Annotated in this window: 21 protein-coding genes; 16 read left to right on the forward strand and 5 right to left on the reverse strand. The window is 34.2% G+C overall.

Going from position 1 to position 19,334, the window contains the following annotated elements:
- Positions 1-178: 178 nt before the first annotated feature.
- Positions 179-1,372 (forward strand): outer membrane beta-barrel protein, encoded by a 1,194-nt coding sequence (locus tag H033_RS0116165; protein ID WP_026839241.1) that lies wholly within the window; start codon positions 179-181, stop codon positions 1,370-1,372.
- 201 nt (positions 1,373-1,573) lie between these two features.
- On the opposite strand, the gene H033_RS0116170 is transcribed toward H033_RS0116165, so the two are convergent.
- The 4 genes from H033_RS0116170 to H033_RS0116185 all read right to left on the reverse strand — a co-directional run bounded on the left by H033_RS0116170 (position 1,574) and on the right by H033_RS0116185 (position 4,370).
- A complete protein-coding gene (locus tag H033_RS0116170; RefSeq protein WP_026839242.1) occupies positions 1,574-2,305 on the reverse strand; it encodes a LytR/AlgR family response regulator transcription factor in 732 nt (243 codons plus the stop codon).
- Positions 2,302-3,366, reverse strand: coding sequence for a sensor histidine kinase (locus tag H033_RS0116175; protein ID WP_026839243.1), 1,065 nt, complete (start codon positions 3,364-3,366; stop codon positions 2,302-2,304). The genes H033_RS0116170 and H033_RS0116175 overlap by 4 nt, the downstream gene beginning before the upstream one ends.
- A 64-nt stretch (positions 3,367-3,430) precedes the next feature.
- Positions 3,431-3,823, reverse strand: coding sequence for a hypothetical protein (locus H033_RS0116180; protein WP_026839244.1), 393 nt, complete (start codon positions 3,821-3,823; stop codon positions 3,431-3,433).
- Positions 3,824-3,848: 25 nt separating this feature from the next.
- Positions 3,849-4,370 carry a hypothetical protein gene (locus tag H033_RS0116185; RefSeq protein WP_026839245.1) on the reverse strand — a complete coding sequence of 174 codons (522 nt, stop codon included), beginning with the start codon at positions 4,368-4,370 and terminating at the stop codon, positions 3,849-3,851.
- 561 nt (positions 4,371-4,931) lie between these two features.
- Between H033_RS0116185 and H033_RS0116190 the strand changes: the two genes are divergently transcribed.
- Positions 4,932-6,047 carry an ISAs1 family transposase gene (locus H033_RS0116190; RefSeq protein WP_026836489.1) on the forward strand — a complete coding sequence of 372 codons (1,116 nt, stop codon included), beginning with the start codon at positions 4,932-4,934 and terminating at the stop codon, positions 6,045-6,047.
- A gap of 660 nt (positions 6,048-6,707) precedes the next feature.
- Here the strand turns inward: H033_RS0116190 and H033_RS0116195 are convergent.
- Positions 6,708-7,427, reverse strand: a complete 720-nt coding sequence (locus H033_RS0116195) for a class I SAM-dependent methyltransferase (RefSeq protein WP_026839246.1) — start codon at positions 7,425-7,427, stop codon at positions 6,708-6,710.
- 495 nt (positions 7,428-7,922) lie between these two features.
- On the opposite strand from H033_RS0116195, the gene H033_RS21680 reads away from it, so the two are divergent.
- The 14 genes from H033_RS21680 to H033_RS20490 all read left to right on the forward strand — a co-directional run bounded on the left by H033_RS21680 (position 7,923) and on the right by H033_RS20490 (position 19,074).
- Positions 7,923-8,087 (forward strand): Lacal_2735 family protein, encoded by a 165-nt coding sequence (locus H033_RS21680; RefSeq protein ID WP_034886432.1) that lies wholly within the window; start codon positions 7,923-7,925, stop codon positions 8,085-8,087.
- A 14-nt stretch (positions 8,088-8,101) separates the two neighbouring features.
- On the forward strand, positions 8,102-8,503 hold the full coding sequence (locus H033_RS0116210; RefSeq protein WP_026839247.1) for a DUF2452 domain-containing protein: 402 nt from the start codon (positions 8,102-8,104) through the stop codon (positions 8,501-8,503).
- A 5-nt stretch (positions 8,504-8,508) separates the two neighbouring features.
- Positions 8,509-8,796 (forward strand): TIGR03643 family protein, encoded by a 288-nt coding sequence (locus tag H033_RS0116215; protein WP_026839248.1) that lies wholly within the window; start codon positions 8,509-8,511, stop codon positions 8,794-8,796.
- Positions 8,797-9,915 carry an FAD-binding domain-containing protein gene (locus tag H033_RS0116220; protein ID WP_026839249.1) on the forward strand — a complete coding sequence of 373 codons (1,119 nt, stop codon included), beginning with the start codon at positions 8,797-8,799 and terminating at the stop codon, positions 9,913-9,915.
- Complete coding sequence (locus tag H033_RS0116225; RefSeq protein WP_026839250.1) at positions 9,912-11,384, forward strand: cryptochrome/deoxyribodipyrimidine photo-lyase family protein; 1,473 nt, start codon at positions 9,912-9,914, stop codon at positions 11,382-11,384. The genes H033_RS0116220 and H033_RS0116225 overlap by 4 nt, the downstream gene beginning before the upstream one ends.
- Positions 11,371-11,997, forward strand: a complete 627-nt coding sequence (locus H033_RS0116230; RefSeq protein ID WP_026839251.1) for a flavin reductase family protein — start codon at positions 11,371-11,373, stop codon at positions 11,995-11,997. Before H033_RS0116225 ends, H033_RS0116230 begins: the two co-directional genes overlap by 14 nt.
- A 1-nt stretch (position 11,998) precedes the next feature.
- Positions 11,999-12,127 carry a DUF2256 domain-containing protein gene (locus H033_RS21430; RefSeq protein ID WP_081661890.1) on the forward strand — a complete coding sequence of 43 codons (129 nt, stop codon included), beginning with the start codon at positions 11,999-12,001 and terminating at the stop codon, positions 12,125-12,127.
- Complete coding sequence (locus tag H033_RS0116235; protein WP_026839252.1) at positions 12,124-13,611, forward strand: cryptochrome/photolyase family protein; 1,488 nt, start codon at positions 12,124-12,126, stop codon at positions 13,609-13,611. The genes H033_RS21430 and H033_RS0116235 overlap by 4 nt, the downstream gene beginning before the upstream one ends.
- Before the next feature lie 198 nt (positions 13,612-13,809).
- On the forward strand, positions 13,810-14,277 hold the full coding sequence (locus H033_RS0116240; protein ID WP_051228009.1) for a hypothetical protein: 468 nt from the start codon (positions 13,810-13,812) through the stop codon (positions 14,275-14,277).
- Positions 14,278-14,303: 26 nt separating this feature from the next.
- Positions 14,304-14,837: a CIA30 family protein gene (locus H033_RS0116245; protein WP_231367646.1), complete on the forward strand. Its 534-nt coding sequence runs from the start codon at positions 14,304-14,306 to the stop codon at positions 14,835-14,837.
- A 941-nt stretch (positions 14,838-15,778) separates the two neighbouring features.
- A complete protein-coding gene (locus H033_RS22185; RefSeq protein ID WP_231367645.1) occupies positions 15,779-16,540 on the forward strand; it encodes a hypothetical protein in 762 nt (253 codons plus the stop codon).
- Complete coding sequence (locus H033_RS22190) at positions 16,524-17,333, forward strand: Mu transposase domain-containing protein (protein WP_231367644.1); 810 nt, start codon at positions 16,524-16,526, stop codon at positions 17,331-17,333. Before H033_RS22185 ends, H033_RS22190 begins: the two co-directional genes overlap by 17 nt.
- Positions 17,334-17,357: 24 nt before the next feature.
- The gene (istB, locus tag H033_RS0116255; protein ID WP_026838127.1) at positions 17,358-18,098 is read left to right on the forward strand and encodes an IS21-like element helper ATPase IstB; all 741 of its coding nucleotides are present in this window, start codon (positions 17,358-17,360) and stop codon (positions 18,096-18,098) included.
- 58 nt (positions 18,099-18,156) lie between these two features.
- Positions 18,157-19,074 (forward strand): MutS-related protein, encoded by a 918-nt coding sequence (locus H033_RS20490; RefSeq protein ID WP_051228012.1) that lies wholly within the window; start codon positions 18,157-18,159, stop codon positions 19,072-19,074.
- The last annotated feature ends 260 nt before the right edge of the window (positions 19,075-19,334 follow it).

A 19,334-nucleotide genomic window follows, 5' to 3' on the forward strand; every position in this document is an offset into this window, starting at 1 on the left:
ACTTTAGATTTTGGGCATTGCGGAAAGGGAATCAAAAAACTAGTTTTTGAACCTAAATTAAAACTTCAGAACCTTGGTCGCATTTTGAGACTTCGAGGTAAAAAAAGAATAAAAACTGTTTAAAAACATTTTTTTCTAAACAGTTGCTCTATATTGCCGCGCAAAACCTAAATCTACTATGAAAAACACAATTTTAATCTTTGCTTGCTTTGTATTTTCTTTTGGGAATGCACAAATAAATTTTGAAAAAGGGTATATCTTAACTTCAAATGAAGTTAGAAAAGATGTGCTCATTCAAAATCACTATAATATGGATAGAAATGGCATTGTAGAATATAGACAAAATCAAGATGTTGATATTACCAAAGCAACGGTTAATGATATTTTAGAATTTGGGATAGGTGATGATATTAAATACGTTAGCAGGAATGTTGAAATTGAAGTTCCTGGAACTGGTAATAACAAGGTTGAATCTGCCAAAGATCCGGTTCTTATAAATAAACGTGTCTTTCTAAAAGTAATTCTTGAGGGTGATGCTAATTTGTATGAATATGCTCCTGGTGGCCAGACAAAATATTACTATAATATATCAGATAAGGAAGAAATTAAACCATTAATCTATAGAAAATATACAAATGAGAACAATAAAATTCTTGAAAACAATGAGTTCAAAAAACAACTATTTGATGATTTGCATTGTTCCAATGATACTTCTGCAAAACTTAGAAATACTAATTATAGCAGCAATAAGTTAACAAGCTATTTTGAAGAGTACAATAATTGTGTAAACAGCATTTCAACCCGCTATTTTGAAAAAGATAGTAAAGTAAAAATAAATCTTAACATTAAGCCCGGTCTGAATTATTCCACTTTTCAATTAACTTTTGGTTCTATATCGGGGCCTTCACGAGAATTCAGTAAAAAATCAAGTACTGGCTTTAGACCCGCTATTGAAGCGGAAGTCATTTTACCCTTTTTTAAAAATAAGTTTGCGGTTTTTGCTGAGGTGGCTCACCTAAGTTTTGATTATAAAGAGGATCGTTATGACCAGGAAGTTTCAGTGTCATTTTCAAGTCTTGAAATACCTTTAGGCTTTAGATATTATATGTTCTTAAGTAATAATTCAAAGTTATTCATTGATGCGGCTGTTGTTGCGGTAGCAAACTTTAATTCTGAGGTCAATCTTCAAAATTATGATATCACATTAACGAACAAGCCCTATATTCAGTCGGGTATCGGGGCTAAATTTTTAGATAAATATTCTGCAGAAGTAAGGTATTCCTGGTCTAGGGATATTATAGAAAGCAAAGATAGACAATGGTTTTCAGATTTTTCTTCTATCGGTTTGATATTAGGTTATACCATATTTTAATTAGTAATCTGAAATTTTAAAAAGTGCAAAGTATCCCTAGTAGATCAAGCAGAATTTTTTGATTCAGAAGAGAGAATCATTTTCATTTAGGAAAAGAATAACTTAGAAGTTACACTTAGACTTTTTGAAGGAATCGGGTTTCTAAATTAATTTGCTCTGGGGCATTATGTTTTGCTTTATCAAGTACCAGTGATAGTTGAATTAAAAACTCAGCTGCTCTTTAAAAAGATAGGATTGCCTTCTGGAGATTTCGATTTCTTCTCCAGAATTCATTTCTATTTTTAGTTTTCCGTTGAACCACGACACCACTTTTTTAACATGATTAATGTTAATTATCTGTTGTCTGTTGGCTCTAAAAAATACATCACTAGGTAATTTTTCTTCAACTTGCCCCAAAGATTTATAGATCAAAGGTTTGTTGTTTTCAAAAAACACACGGGTATAATTACCAACAATTTCAAACATAAAAATATCCGCAATTTTAACCAACCAACACTTCTCACCATCTTTAATGAATATCTGTTTGTCTAAACTCAATGCATCTTCACTTTTAGATTCTGATGAGGAACTGACACTAGTTTTTTCAATTACTTTTTCTATGCATTTAGTAAATCGTTTTTGATTAATAGGCTTCAGTAAGTAATCAAAAGCATTGTATTCAAAGGATTTAATGGCAAACTCATCAAATGCAGTTGTGAAAATAGTGATAGGAACATCATCTAACATTTCCAACAAATCAAATCCATCTTTTTCTGGCATATTGATATCTAAAAATAATAGATCTGGTTTTGTTTCATTAATCAACTTGAAACCTTCGTCTACATTTTTTGCTTCGCCTAAAATTTCGATTTCGTTATGTGCCTTCAAGAGTTCTTTTAACTCATTACGAGCCAACCTAGAATCTTCTACAATAACTGCTTTCAATGATATCATGCTACTGGGATTTTTATAATGGCAACCACTTGATTTTCTATTTCTTTTAAACTGAAAGTCGCTGCTTCGCCATAAAGTAATTGAAGACGCTGTTTAATGTTTTTCAAGCCTAACTGTGTACTGTTTTCGCTTGGTCTCAATATCCCTGTATTAGCGACCTCTATGAGTAATTGTCTATCTTTTATATTTGTGCTTAGACTTACTTTTCCTCCTTCTTTCAAATTCGAGATGCCATGTTTAATAGCATTTTCTACTAGCATCTGAATGATCATGGGTGGAATCTGTGTGCTTAAAGATGCCCTATCAATGTTTGTTTCGAACTGAAGTCGATCTTCAAATTGAATTTTAGAAATCTCAACATAATTTTTAACCATTTCCAATTCATCTTCTAAAGCAATGGCATTTGCATCACTTTTTGTGAGTGAATAACGCAAAGTTTCAGACAAGCTAGTGAGCATATTCCTGGCTCTTTCAACATCTTCTAACATCAGTCCACGAATGTTGTTCAAACTATTAAACATAAAATGTGGATTTATTTGTCCTTTCAAAGTGTTTAACTGAGGTTCCTTGAGGTTAGATTCAAGTTGCAATCTTGTTTCCCTGCCTTTATTTAATTCCATTAATCCTTTTACTGCAACATAAAATCCTGACCATACAAGAAAATAAATAGTATAGTTAAGAATGAAAAGTATGTTACTTTTTAATCCCTGAGATTCATGATCAAAAACATCTGCTCTGTCATAAATAAAATGATAAGTAAATTGAATATATAAGGTATAGGTTATATAGAACAATAAAATTGAACCTAATAATAAACCCAAAATTTTGAAAGCATCTATACCTTTTAGATCATCAAATTGAATAAATTTATTGATCGATCTTTTAAGTTGGTGGGTATAAAAGATGGATAGCAAAAAGACACTTATGAAATCCATTGTAAATTGCCAAATTTCTAAATTCAACCCATTACCATTAATCCAATAAGCAAAAGCCATAAGGCCAGTTATCAAAGACCAGAAAGCTATATTTAAAAGCCAATAAATGGTTTTTTTTGTAAACACAATGTTTTTTGTTAGCTGATAACCAAACTTAGCATTTTAATACTAAGTAGGATTTATATCAAGATTATTTTTCAATTGTTAATTCGGAATTTCTAAAGCTCACAATTCTATCCTCATTTGGAGCTATTTCAAAACTTAATCTCACCAAGTCAGCCTCTTCAAAATTAGGGATAGCATATTCAAGGTTTTTATTTAAGTCCTCCACGTATTTATCAAAATCAGTAAAATTACAATTGCTTAGTCTAAAATTATGAAAGTCTCCGTAAACTCCATCCGGCAAATAAAATCCATTTGCATTTATTCCTTTTTCTACAATTGTACACTCGCATTGCTCTGCTAGCACTTTTTCTATTTGTGCATTATCTACATTTTTATCCAAAAATGCATCTAAAACTATGGTGTCAACAAAAACAAATGCAATGATAGCTAGCAACATAAGGAGTATTTTCTTTTTCATGATTTCTAATTTTTAGAATATTGGATTAAAGCCCATTTAAAGTTTTGAATTCAGTCTGCAATTGTGTTTCTATAGCTTCTAAATCTTTAGTTGCCTTTTTGAAACCCAATATTCCTAAAACAGCAGTTATTGTAATAAATATTATGGCTGCAATTATTGCTTTAAGGTCAGATCCTAAATAAGAAGATAGAAAAGGAATTAATGATATAACCCAAATTGAAATATAAAGAAGTTCGAACTTTTTCCGACTTCTTATATAGGCTTTAAACTTCGAAATGCTAGAAGGCAAGGATGTAGGTGTATAGGTTTTTTGTTCAATATTTTTTAGAAGTAAAAACTTAACTATATAAACTACCAATACAGCAATTCCTATCAACAAAGAAATGATTGCAAGCATGTTTTTTTCTGAATAAAACATGAATATGAATGAAATGCATGTAAGAAAAATAAATGAGGCTTTTGCCATTTTGGAACCCACTATTAGCATTTTGAATTTCTTTAATTGATACTGGAAGGTATCTTGACTTTTTGTTTTTAAATTCTTCATAACAAATGTTTTAATCCCTCATCGAGGGTTTAATTCCCCGAGGCCTGCCCGATACGTTCAGGCGGGCTTGCCTCGAATTTTTAAAAGTTTTCCTCCCGAACCATCGGGACATACCTCGTGGGCCCGCCCGTACCGTTCGGGCGGGCTTGCCCACGAGGTTCTTGATTTTATTCAACCCGTTACCAATTCAAATATAAACTCGACGATTAAGATTAGAATAGCGATCATAGTGGTTTGTTTTCATGATTAATAGTATAAACTTACGTTAGACTTTCTTTTTAAAAAACTATTATATGATGAGTGGTAATTGGAGAGGGAGGAATGGAAAATCGGCTTTTGATTGAATCAAATTGACTCATGAAAACTTCCTAAAAGTCGAAATTATTTATGTTTTTAATTCATTGTCGTCCGACAAAAGATATAAGACAGGGCAAACGCATTAAAAAAAGTTTAAGTTAATTGGGTAAAAAAGAGTGCCAATCACTTAAAAAACCAGCAGAATATTTGCTGTTTTCAGTTTAAAATATTGTATATTATACTGATAATCAATATTTTACACATTTGAAAACCGCCCAAAAACTAAAGACCATATTTGGTCAAATACCCGACTTTAGACGTTCCCACAAGCAACTTTATGATTTGGAAAGCATCCTTCTCATCGGGATCATTTCAGTAATCTGTGGGGCAGATTCATGGAACGAAATGGAAAACTATGCCAACTCAAAAGAAGAATTCCTTCGCAGCTTCCTTGATCTGCCCAATGGCATCCCTTCGCACGACACATTTAATCGCGTTTTTTCCAATATTGACAGTGATCAATTTGAAAAGTGCTTTATACAATGGGTCAGTGATCTTGCACAACTCCAGCCCAGGGAAATCATTGCCATAGATGGCAAAACAATCAGGGGTGCCAAAGCTGGCGGTAAAAAATCCCCGGTGCACATGGTCAGTGCTTGGGCAAACGACAATAATTTGGTCTTGGGACAAGTCAAGGTTTCTGAGAAGTCAAATGAGATTACTGCCATTCCAGAATTATTAAAGGCCTTGTCCATAGAAAACACCATTGTAACCATTGATGCCATGGGATGTCAGACAGAAATAGCCAAGGCCATCGTCAATAAAAATGCAGACTATATCTTGGCCGTAAAAGACAATCAACCTCAGTTGCTGGAGCATATTGAAGATGAATTTAGATTTGGGAAAACCATGGAATCAAACCTTGTCCAAGAACTGGACCATGGCAGGATAGAAACCAGGACATGCAGTGTGATCGACAACTTTCAGTTTATTGAAAAGACCAATAACTGGGAAAACCTGACAAGTGTTATAAAAATAGAAAGCAAACGTGAGTTTAAAAACTCAGAAAAGCCTGCACAACATGCAATAAGATATTATATTTCAAGTATAAAGGCCAGCTCCCAAGATTTCCAAAAGGCCATTCGTTCCCATTGGTCCATAGAAAACAAGTTGCACTGGACTTTAGATGTTGCTTTTTCAGAAGATGCTTCTAGAAAAAGAACAGGCAACTCCACTCAAAATTTCTCGATACTCAATAAAATCGCATTGAATTTGTTGAAAAATGAAAAATCATCCAAAATAGGCGTTAAAAGCAGAAGGCTCAAAGCGGGATGGGACAACCACTATCTGATAGAAGTGCTGAATCTAATGAAAGTTTAATGCGTTTGCCCTGAGATATAAGATCGCTGCGCTGCTAGATTCAAGACGCAAGACTTTATTCCAACTATTTGAAAATCAATATTTTAATCTTTATAAATTTTTCAAAAAGGAAAAAAATAATTCTGTGTTCCAATAGCAAGATTTTAAACATTGAAAACAGTCTTAATCCGATTTACTTCTAGCCTCACCGAAATCCTGATTTTTTTACCGGACAATACTATTTTTAATTGTTATTATTTTAAGTGTTGAGCAAAGAAACCTAAGATTGTTTTGTACAGTTTATTAATCTCATGAGCAAAACCATAAATATGACATAAGCGATCATTGTTGTCCGATAGAAGATATAAGACTGCTGCGCTGCTAGATACAAGACGTAAGACTTAATTTTAACTAATTGAAAATCAATATTTTGATCTGTATTATTTTTTCAAAAGGAATAAATAATTCTGAGTACCAAACGTAAGCTCCTAACATTAAAATCAGTCTTAATTTGCGTTTATTATAGCCTCACTGAAAGCCTGAATTTTTTACCAGACAGTACTAATTAACTATATAAGCCTATTGTTTTCGGAATTTATTTGGCTGGCAAAAGAAAAGCGAATAGTTCTTATACGACTTTGCTTTAAATTCGAGCAAGAAAATTGATTTCTAAAAATAAAATCACTCTTTCACAAAAACCATACAATGCTGCCAGGGCAAGTTGCTGATGTTTTCCTTAAGGATAAAACCATTGGCTTTAAATTCCTTAACGGCCTGCATTTCGGTCATTTTGTGTAATCTTTTTATAGGAATAGAATCATCTTCGCCGCGGTACTCGATAAGGTATATTTTGCCATTTTCTCGTAATGCCTTATTCATGGAAGCTAGCATTTCCATAGGATAATTGAATTCGTGGTAAACATCTACCATTAAAATCTTATCTACTGAGTTTTCCGGAAGGTTCACGCTTTGCTCTGTTCCTTTTATAATCTCAATATTCTTTAATCCTACTTCTTTTTTTTGATTTCCAATCGCTTTCAGCATTTCATCCTGTATATCTACAGCATAAATGAGACCTTGTCTGGCAAATGGCGCCATTTTAAAAACATGATAGCCTGAACCCGCGCCAATATCAGCGATGCTGTCGCCTGGTAAAATTTCCATATTTTTAATTAGCCTGTCGGTGTTTTCCTCCTTTTCGCGTTCAGGACGCTCCAGCCAACCAATACCTTGAAAACCCATTACGTGAGCGATCTCTCGACCTTTATACCATTTGCCTATTCCATCAAAACTGCCAGATTTGCATACATAGTTCTCGTTGGAGGTTTCCGTTTGCCCTTTGCATTGAAAAAAGGTCAAAGCCAAGGTTGACATTAATAAGAGGTATAAAAATCTTTTCATGATATCTTTTCGCTTATTCCAAATTTACAAAAAGCGTGGTTAATTTATTTTTTCAATCGCAATCTTTTCATTTTTATAATCTTATGGAGTATTGCAATTATTTGAAACTATATTTATATACTAAATTTCTAAAAGGGAGTCTATCTCAAATTAATATTCATTTGAGACCAAACTACATCTAACCCCTCAAAACCCAAAACGAAAGCTGTGGGTTTTTTGCTTTCTGAAATCTTGGTTGTTCTTATGAGTGCAGTTATAGATATAATATCCAAATGCATTTTCTAGTTCTCCACTATCAGCCCTAATGTGGTATTGTTAATAGCAAGGATATTCAAAACCTTAATAAGTTTTAACAAAACTCCATAATACTAATCGAACTAAAAATGTTAAGCAATAGTTTTGTTTAACCTTAACAAAAAATGCTTAAACATTGTGTATCTTTACGGTATTAGTATAGAAGCCTATTTCTAGAAAGTATCATTTAAAAAATAAAAGATGTTCGGACTATTCAAAAAGAAATCAGAAAAAGAAAAATTGCAAGATCAATATGAAAAGCTTTTAAAGGAGGCGCATAACCTATCTACCACAAATAGAAAAATGAGCGATCAAAAAACCTTTGAAGCAGATGAAGTAATGAAACAACTTGAAAAGTTGAACTAAACTCCTTGATTAAAATGCCAGAAGATAAAAAACCAGATAACGTAGTTTTTAATCCGGAAACTCAAAAATATGATGCGGCACTGAAACCTTATGCAACTTCTGTTGGGGCACCGGTAATAACTACTCCTGATACTATTACTTGGAAAAATAGGAGTATCAATAAAATAAACCATAAGGTTGAAGCAAAATATTTAGAACTCAAAGCTGAATATGATAAAATGATGCAAGAGTTTGAATATAATAAACTCATTTTTAATTCAAAATTTACCTTCGAACCTATTATTGGGGAAGTCTATCATTTATACAAAAGAGAGAATGAAGAAAGCTTTCTTTCCATTATTGCACCAGAGCAGTGCAACTTTAATCCTCTGGGGAGTTTTTACTTGAATGCAGACCAAATCTGGGAAAAAATATAATTTATATGAATGAAACGAAAGAATTTACAGAAAGAGAATTAGACCGTATTATAGAAATGGCTTGGGAAGACAGAACGCCTTTTGAAGCAATTGAGTTTCAGTTTGAATTGCCAGAAAAAGAGGTTATTAAAGTTATGCGTGGCAATTTGAAGGAATCTAGTTTTAAGCGTTGGAGAAAACGGGTCAATAGTGGTGTAAGCCAGAAACATTTGAAAAAACGCCTGTCCGGTATCAACCGATTTAAGTGCTCACGCCAAAAAGCGATCTCAGGAAATAAAATAAGCAAACGATAAATGGAATTATTTGAACAGCAAGATTCGATATTTCCAACTTCTTATTCAGAAATACTTCAGCGTATTCGCAATATAGATCCTGTTAAATATGGCTCTTCCCGAAATTATATAAACGGTTCTGTCACTTATTTATCTCCTTATATTTCTAGGGGAATAATTTCAACAAAATTTGTGTTTGCTGAAATTTTAAAAAAAGGATACCAGCCTGCTCAAATAAGCAAATTCATTCAGGAGTTGGCCTGGAGAGATTACTGGCAACAAGTATGGATTGCAAAAGGAGAGGCTATTAATGAAGATTTAAAACACCCACAATCATCAGTTTCCAACACAGCCATTTCAAAAGCAATTATAGAAGCCAATACAGGGATTGAAGCTATAGATACTGCCATTCAGGAATTTTATAGAACAGGCTATCTGCACAATCATCTAAGAATGTACATTGCTTCAATAGCTTGCAATAGTGGGCAAAGTCATTGGAAATTGCCTGCGAAATGGATGTATTATCATTTACTAGATGCAGATTGGGCAAGCAATGCCTTAAGTTGGCAGTGGGTTGCTGGATCGAATGCAAACAAGAAATATGTCGCCAATCAAGAAAACATCAATAAATACTGCTTCACAGAGCAAAAAGGTACTTTTTTAGATGTTCCTTATGAGACTTTGCCATTATCAGAGATTCCTGAAATTCTAAAAGATATAGAACAGTTAGTATTAAAAACACCTTTACCAAATCCTAATCCGATTGTAATTGATGAAAAGCTTCCAAGCTGTATCTATAATTTCTATAATCTGGATCCACTCTGGAAAAAAGATAGTTCGGCAAATAGAATTCTGTTGTTAGAACCTTCTCATTTTGAACAATACCCAGTGTCTCAAAAAACGATTGACTTCATAATTGAAATTTCCAAAGAGAATATTCCTAATATTCAGATCTATGTGGGAGAATTTGATGAACTTATTAAGAATTATAACTTCGGAGCTATTTACTATAAAGAGCATCCTTTGAACGATCATTATAAGGGAATTGAAGAAGCCAGAGACTGGATGTTCGATGTGAAAGGCTATTATCCATCTTTCTTCGCTTTTTGGAAAAAATGTAAAAAGCAGCTGGTCTTTTGAAAAAACAGGCTATAAATATTGTTTGGTTAAAACGTGATCTTCGCTCACAAGATCATGAACCCTTATTGAAGGCAGAGCAAGCTGGGATCTCGTATCGTATTATTTATTTGCTTGAACCTTCTCTTCTTGAGTATCCGGACACCAGCTTAAGGCATTTACAGTTTATCTATCATTCTATTCTAGCCTTAAATAAGACATTAGCCCCCTTCAATAGAAGCGTAGATGTCTACTATGGAGAAGCAGTAGCTGTTTTTAAATTCTTAAAAGAATCTTTTGATATAAAAAGTGTTTTTAGCTATCGAGAAAGCGGAACTCAAATCACCTGGAAACGCGATAAAGAAATAAATTCGTTTTGCAAAGAACACCAGATCTATTGGCAAGAATCACAAAGAGATGGAATTCTGCGAGGTATAAAAAATAGAAATACTTGGAACCAGAAATGGCATGAAACAATGCATACGCCACTAATTGAAAACAAGTATTCAGTTTCTGAAGAAAAAAAACGTGAACATCACTTTTTAATACCAGAAAAATTAGAAACTCAGTTAAAGGATTATCCTAAACCATATCAACCTGCAGGTGAGCAAAATGCTTGGCGATATTTAAAATCGTTTACCACTCGAAGAGGTTTTAATTATCAAAATCATATTTCTAAACCTTCAGAAAGTAGAATTTCTTGCAGTAGATTATCACCCTATTTAGCTTGGGGGAATATGAGTATAAAACAAGCTTTTCAGTTTATAGGGACACATCCTAACGGAACAAAAAACAGCAGAGCTTTTTCTGCAATGCTTACCAGACTGCATTGGCATTGCCACTTCATTCAGAAATTTGAGGTAGAATGTAGTTATGAAACCGAGTGTATTAATAAAGGATATGAGCGTTTATCACATAATAAAAATGAGGACTTCCTTAAAGCCTGGAAAACGGGTGCAACTGGCTATCCCTTGATTGATGCTTGTATGCGAGCTGTTGAAAATACCGGTTGGATTAATTTTAGAATGCGCGCAATGTTGGTTTCGTTTTTAGCATTTAATCTAGACCAAGATTGGCGGGAGGGTGCCTATCATTTGGCAATACAATTTTTAGATTATGAACCAGGTATTCATTATCCGCAGTTTCAAATGCAAGCGGGGACTACAGGAGTTAACACAGTGCGTTTGTACAATCCAGTTAAAAACTCACAAGAGCACGATCCAGATGGTATATTCATTAAAAAATGGATTCCAGAGCTTGCGAATGTACCTATTGCAAATATTCATGAACCTTGGAAAATGACTGTATTGGAGCAAAGCTTTTGTGGAGTTAAAATAGGAGAGGATTATCCACTTCCTATCGTAGATTTACAAGAAAGTGCCCGAATAGCGAGAGATAAAATTTGGGGGCATAGAAAACATCCTGCCGTTCAAAATGAGAAGAAACGCATATTAAACACCCACGTTAATAGATCACAAAATGATTTACACTAAAGAACAAATAGAACAGCTTGACCGCATTACCAGACTAAAGATCATCAATTCGGTTTCAGGTATAAAGCCTGCAAATCTTATAGGTAGCATAAATAATAACGGGCAAACCAATCTGGCTATATTTAGTTCGGTAATACATTTAGGAAGTGATCCTGCGCTTTTGGGTTTTGTATGTAGGCCGCAAACTTCAGAAGTTGGTCATACTTATACTAATATTCAAGAAAATAGTCAGTATACAATTAATCATATTCATCCAGAATTCGTAAAAAATGCCCATTATACTTCAGCCAAATTTGATAGCAACATTTCAGAATTTGAACGTTGCAATCTTTCCGAAGAATATGTCAAAGATTTTAAAGCACCTTTTGTAAAAGAAAGCAGCTTTAAAATGGGAATGCGCTTTAAAGAAGCGCTTGATATTAAACTTAATGGGACTATATTAGTAATAGGAGAGATAGAGCATCTTATCCTTCCTGATACTGCAATAGTTGATGAAGACATCGATTTAGAGGCCACAAATAGTATTGGGATTTCAGGCTTGAATAGCTATTATTCTTTGAATAAAATTGAAAAACACCCTTATGTAAGAGTGAACGAAGTACCAGAATTTTAAATTGAAAAAACAACATCTTCCTACAAAAACATGTGCCGTTTGCGAGCGTCCTTTTACCTGGCGTAAAAAATGGGAGAAGAACTGGGATGAGGTAAAATACTGTAGCGAACGTTGCAAAAGAAATAAATGAAAAGTATCAACTTAATATTTCCGCATCAGCTATTTCAAGAATCTCCACTCTTTGAAAGCAATCGCCCTGTTTATATAGTTGAAGAATATTTGTTCTTTAAGCAGTACTCCTTTCACAAGCAAAAAATAGCTTTTCATAGAGCCACCATGAAGCGGTATGCAGATTTCCTTCGGAAGGATAAAAATCTAGAAGTGCATTATGTGGAAGCCACTGAGGAAATTTCGGATATCAGACTACTCATCCCTGAACTAAAAGATAAGGGGATGGAACATATCAATTATATAGATCCAACAGATAACTGGCTTCAAAAACGATTGGATAACAAGCTTCTTGAAAGCGGAATTAAATCAACTAAATATCCTTCCCCTTTATATTTAAATACTAAAGAAGACCTTGCTCCATTTTTTAAAAGTGGGAAAAAGAAATTTTTTCAGAAAACCTTTTATATAGAGCAGCGTCAACTGCGAAACATACTTATTGAACCTGATGGTAAACCAATAGGCGGAAAATGGAGTTTTGATGATGAAAACAGAAAGAAATATCCTGTAAAAAAAACACCACCAGCTATTCAATTTCCGGATGTTGATGAGTATTTTGAAGAAGCCCAAAAGTACGTAGAAACGCATTTCTCAAATAACTTAGGAAATCTTACTAAGCATTCATTATATCCAACGAGTTTTGAAACTACAAAAGCATGGTTAGACCAATTTTTTACACAACGCTTTATGGAGTTTGGTAGGTATGAGGATGCTATTGTTGATGAACACGCTATATTAAATCATAGTGTTTTGACTCCAATGCTGAATGTGGGTTTAATAACTCCTAGAGAAGTTGTAGATGCTTGTTTGGTATATGCTGAAGAAAATAAGGTGCCTATCAATTCTACCGAAGGTTTTATACGGCAGATAATTGGTTGGAGAGAATTTATTAGAGGTGTTTATGAGGCTAACGGAAGTGAAGCGCGCACCACCAATTTCTGGAATTTCAAAAAGAAAATACCGGCTTCTTTTTATGATGGTACTACAGGAATTCTACCCATAGACCAGACAATTAAAAAAGTGTTGCAAACTGGTTATTGCCATCATATAGAACGCTTAATGGTTTTGGGCAATTTTATGATGCTGTGCGAATTTGATCCAGATGAAGTTTATAAATGGTTTATGGAACTCTTTATAGATTCTTATGACTGGGTGATGGTTACTAATGTTTATGGGATGAGTCAGTTTGCAGATGGAGGTTTGATGGCCACCAAACCTTATATAAGCGGGAGTAACTACTTAATGAAAATGAGTAATTACAAAAAAGGAGAATGGCAGGCAACTTGGGACGGGCTCTTTTGGCGATTTATGCATACTCATCGTGAATTTTTTCTATCGAATCCAAGATTAGGAATGTTAGTGCGAATGTTCGATAAAATGCCTGCTGAAAAGCAGGAAAAGCATCTGGAGAACGCAAACCAGTATTTGTTAAACTTAGCAGATTAATTATGACAAGTAACAGGGAATCCTATTTACTGTGGTAATTTTTTAAAGCGGTTAATTTTTTTTTTATAAGTGTTTATAATTCAGTATTTTAAACGATAAGTTAATACAGTCCGCTACATTTAGACCTCTAGGATTATCAATAAGCTAGTCTTGGTTTGCAATACTAACTTTTCATGGGTTTATTTTGAATGGAAGTTTATGGAAGCTCAGGGTGTAAACAGAATAAAAACAATAATTATGATGCTATTTAATACAACAGATACTAACCAGGACTATTTAAGAGAAAGTAAAAATACAGTAGGCAAAGCATTCTCTTTTTTAGAAAAAATAAAAATGGGAGGCGTAGGCTCTGGGAAATTAGTTGTTGAAGAATTTAGCGCTAAACTGCAACCCAAAGATCTGCTGGCGTCAGCTATTAATTATGCAACAATTGTATTAAGACCCAAGGGAATCATTGTACATTTCAGTAATGGATTAAACCGATATTCTTGGGTAATACCCTATTATCGTTTAGTTATCTATAATACTCGAACCTTTACTATTCACGCTAACGGGCATTTTATAAAGTGTAAAAGAAACAAAAACTATCATGACAACAAAAAATTTCTTGATAAGATGATAGATCTAAAAAACGACTCTTTAAATTTAGAGTACTATGATGGATAAAGGGAAAAACCACTAAAAATACAATTATGGCACAAAATATAATTCTATTCATTTTATTACTAACTACTATGCAAACAGCTAGCATTTTCGACTTTAATAAAAAAGCAGATATAACTAATTGGACTATTGTAGATGATGTGGTTATGGGAGGCAGATCATCAGGAAATTTTTATTTAAATAAAGAAGGTAATGGTGTTTTTGAAGGTCGTGTTTCCTTAGAAAATAACGGTGGTTTCTCTTCTTTGAGGTACGATTTTGATGAAATAAGTACAAAATCGTATTCCAAAATTGTTATAAAAGTTAAAGGCGATGGGAAAAGCTATCAGTTTAGAATGAAAAGTAAGTCGGCAGATTATTACTCTTATGTCACTTCTTTTGATTCATCAAAAGACTGGGAGACTATCGAATTGCAACTTACAGATATGTATCCAGCATTTAGAGGTAGTGACCTAGATATGCCAAATTATGATAAGGAGAGTATCGAAGAAATAGCTTTCTTAATTGGTAATAATAAAGCAGAAACTTTTAAACTAGAAATTGAATCTATTGTTTTAAAGTAAATTGTTCTGTCATCCCCTCCTAAATCCTCCTCAGAGGGGAGGAATTAAAACAAAAATGGGCTTTAGTGAATAATTTTACTTTTATTTCTTAGCCATACTTAGAAAATATTACCAATTTTTGAAAATATGTCAATGGTAAGAATTTATATATTTTACTAAAAATTTCGTTTTGTTAGAAGTATTTAATTAAAAGCCACGAATTCACGAAAATTTTTTAGGAATTTTTTCATAATTAATTAGAGAATTTCTGAAAATGAAAGAATATTTGCTCCCTTCCCTTGGGGAAGGGTTGGGGATGGGATGAGTTATAATCATTATACTCTCATCCCCTCCTAAATCCTCCCCAAGGGGGAGGACTTCAAAACAGAAAAGGGTTTTAGTGAATAATTTTACTTTTATTTCTTAGCCATACTTGGAAAATATTACCCATTTTTGAAATACGTCAATGGCACTTTGTTTCAGTGTCTCATCTCTACATAAATAAGATGCTGAAACGATTCCGATAGCTATCGGAACAGCATAACGGAAGTTAAAATCAGTATCGTCACCCTGAACTTGTTTCAGGGTCTCTTATTCGGAGTAACTTTGAAAACACGTCAATGCTAACTTGTTTCAGGGTCTCATCTCCACATAAATAAGATGCTGAAACGAGTTCAGGATGACGGAAAGCATACGATATAATTAGTTAAAAACTACTCACTGGAACATAATGGATATTACGGTTTGAATCGTGCCAGGCAAAACGGTCTTAGGGTGCCAGGTAAAACGGTTCAAATGATGCCACTTTTGGTTAATTTAAATTGTAATGATTTACGGTTTGAATGATGCCATTTTTTAGGTTTGAATTCCTTTCGATGAATTTCCAGCTGTTTATTACGGTTCGAATGGTGCCACTTTAAAAGATCAAGTAAAAACTACCTTGTCGCTAAAAACACAGCGATATGGCCAATAAACTTGATCCAATGGACTTGAAACAAATTATCACCTTACATCTTGATGGGGTCAGTAACCGTAAAATTGGCTCCACTTTAGGAATCTCACGCAATACTGTAAACATCTATATGAAGCTGTTCACGGCAAGCGATTATTCTTTTATAGAATTGCTTTGTTTTGATAATGCAGCCTTATCTGAATTGTTTTCCTCGCACACTACTATTGATGTTGAGCGCCAAAATGAGCTGATGTTATACTTTGAGGGGGTCAATAAAGCCCGGAATCATCCCGGCTTTACCTTCTTGTATCATTACCAGCAATATGTCCAGTTAGCTGAGGATCCCTATAGTTATACCCAATTTTTAGAACATTACCGGCGAAAATATGCCAAGGCAAAGGGTTCTATGAAACTGGAACATGAGGCCGAAAAAGAGATGTTTATAGACTTTGCCGGGAAGAAACTTCATATAGTTGATAAAGAAACCGGAGAAATCATTCCAGTGGAAGTATTCGTTGCCATCCTTCCCAACAGTCAATATACGTATGTGGAAGCCTGTTTGAGTCAGAAACGAAGAGATCTCATTGCCTGCTGCACCGGTGCCTTAAATTTTTACGGGGGAGTTCCCAAAGCTATTGTGTCTGATAATCTAAAATCAGCGGTTACAAGGGCCAGTAAATATGAGGCGGAGATCAATCGCACCTTTAAAGACTTTGCACGTCACTATAACTGTGTGATCAATCCAGCACGGAGTTATGCTCCCCAAGGATAAGGCTTTGGTGGAGAATGCGGTGCATCTCACGTATCAACGGATCTATTATCCCCTTCGGGAGATGACCTTCTTTTCTTTAGAGGATCTTAACCGGGAGATAAGAAAATTATTGATCAACTATAATAACTTACTGTTTAAACGCAAAGAGGCAAGTCGTATTGAACTTTTTCAGTCAGTTGAACGCCAGTATTTAAAACCACTTCCCTCAAGTTCCTATGAGCTGAAGGATTATAGAAAGGCGAAAGTTCAGAAAATGGGATATGTTTACTTCTCTCCCGATAAGAGCTATTATAGCGTACCCTACCGGTATATTGGAAAAGAGACTTGCATTCATTACACCAAAGATATGATAGAGGTTTATTTCTATCAGGAAAGAATAGCACTACACCAGCGTAATTTAACCAAGGGGAGTTACATCACCAATACTACGCATCTCAGTAGCACTCATAAATTTTATTCCGACTGGAATCCGGAATTCTTCAAAAAGAAAGCAGCCCCTCATGGGGCATATGTACTGAGGTGTATAGAGAGAATTCTCACCTCCCATGACTATCCTGAAATAGGTTATAAACGTGCTATGGGAGTCATTCAACTTCACAAAGCCTATGGCTCGGAAAGACTCAATAACGCCTGTAAAAGAGCGCTGGAGGGAGAGGCATCATCTTACCAGCATATAAAGAATATCCTAAAAAACAATATGGATAAAGCATCTTTGTTTTACCAGGACCTGGAACAATCGAAAGCTCATATCCCGGTTCATCCTAACATACGTGGTGCCTCTGCATACAAATAACATTCACTAATTAAATTAAAAATAATGAACAACAATCAGACAATTGAAAAATTAAAAGCAATGCGATTGGGCGCTATGGCCAATTTACACCTTCAGCAAATCAAAGATAACCGGTTAGATGGAATGACCTGTGATGAGTACCTGGCACTGCTTACAGATCATCAATGGGAAGACCGGGAGAACAAGAAAATTGATCGTCTTTTAAAGCAGGCCAGCTTTAGACAAAATGCAAATCTTGCTGATATTAATTACTCCCCTGACAGGAACCTGGATAAGAATATGTTTGCACGGCTAAGTACGCTTGATTTTATAGCCCGCAAGGAAGGTCTTATTATTTGTGGGGCATCGGGAGTTGGTAAAAGTTATCTCGCTCAGGCATTAGGGCATCAGGCCTGTCTCTCTGGTTATAAGACCTTATATACTATTACCGCAAGAATATTTAAAAAACTAAAACTCAGTAAAGTGGACGGAACCTATTTGAAGGAGCTGGAGAAATTGATAAAAACCGATTTGCTTATTCTTGATGATTTTGGGCTGCAGGCTTTTGATAATCAGGACAGGGAAACACTTATGGATATTATTGATGACCGCCACAATAAAAAAACTACTATAATATCATCACAAATACCTGTCTCTGCATGGTATGAAATTATTGGAGGGGAAGGGACTCTGGCCGATGCGATATTAGATAGAATCGTAAACGCTTCTCATCGTATCGACTTAAAGGGAGAATCTTTAAGAAAAGGAATCCTAAGGAAGGAATAACATTAATTTTTTATATAATTGCAGTATCTTTTAAAGTGGCACTGTTTGACCGAAATCAGTGGCATGGTCCCTCCGAAATATCCAGCTGGACAGTGAATATGCCCTATTCCTTTGGTTCTTATCAGAGATAATAAAAATCACTTTCAATTTAGAACCAATACTTTTTTACAGTTTTCAAAAATCATTAAAAAATAAAGAAGAAGATATCAAAGAACTCTTCCTATTTATTGGTGAGATCGACTCTGCGATATCTTGTGCTTCAATACAATCTGGTAACACCAACTATTGCAAACCAAATTTTATAAGCGGAAAAGAAGTTTTTACTGAAGATATCTACCATCCGTTGATTGAAAATTGCATCACTAATAATCTAAATTTAGAGTCTAGTAGTTTGCTATTGACAGGATCTAATATGTCTGGTAAAACAACATTTATAAGGACATTTAGTATTAATGCGATTTTAGGGCAAACATTAAACTTTTGTTTCGCTACAAAGTTTGATACTCCTTTTTTTAAGATTTATTCTTCAATTAGAATTTCTGATAATCTAATGAATAGTACGAGTTATTATTTAGAAGAAGTTGTGAGAATTAAAGAATTAATTGATGCTTCAAAAATAGAAAATTGCAGTCTATTTATATTAGATGAGCTTTTTAAAGGAACCAATACAATGGAAAGAATTGCAGCTGGAAAATCGATTTTATCCTATTTGAATAAAAAAAACCATATTGTCATGGTTTCTACACACGATTTGGAACTCACCGAATTTTTAAAAGACGAAAATTTTGATCTATATCATTTTTCGGAAACTATAGAAAATGGCCAATTAATTTTTGATTATAAGATTAAACCAGGAAAGCCGAAGAGTGGAAATGCTATCAAAATTTTAGAGTTATACGATTATCCTTTAGAAATTATACAGAATTCAAAAGGTATGGATAAAATAACTTTGGCTAATATGGGTAATCGCAAATAGCAGTCATTATTTTGAAAAAAATAATTTTAGAGACCACGTAATAAAACAACCAAGCCGACAATCCCGAAAGCTATCGAGACGGGGGAACCTGCCCAGCCGTTCAGACGGGTTGAACCCTCAATGAGGAATAAAACTAAAAAAAACAGGCTTCAGCTTTGTGCATTTCTGAAAATCTGTCGATCTTCCGCAGCAAATAAACCCTAGTCAAAAACCTTGGCTAATTCTTTTATTATATAAAGGAGTCAAGATCAAAATAAATA

Source organism: Gillisia sp. JM1, assembly GCF_000424645.1.
Taxonomy (GTDB): Bacteria; Bacteroidota; Bacteroidia; order Flavobacteriales; family Flavobacteriaceae; genus Gillisia.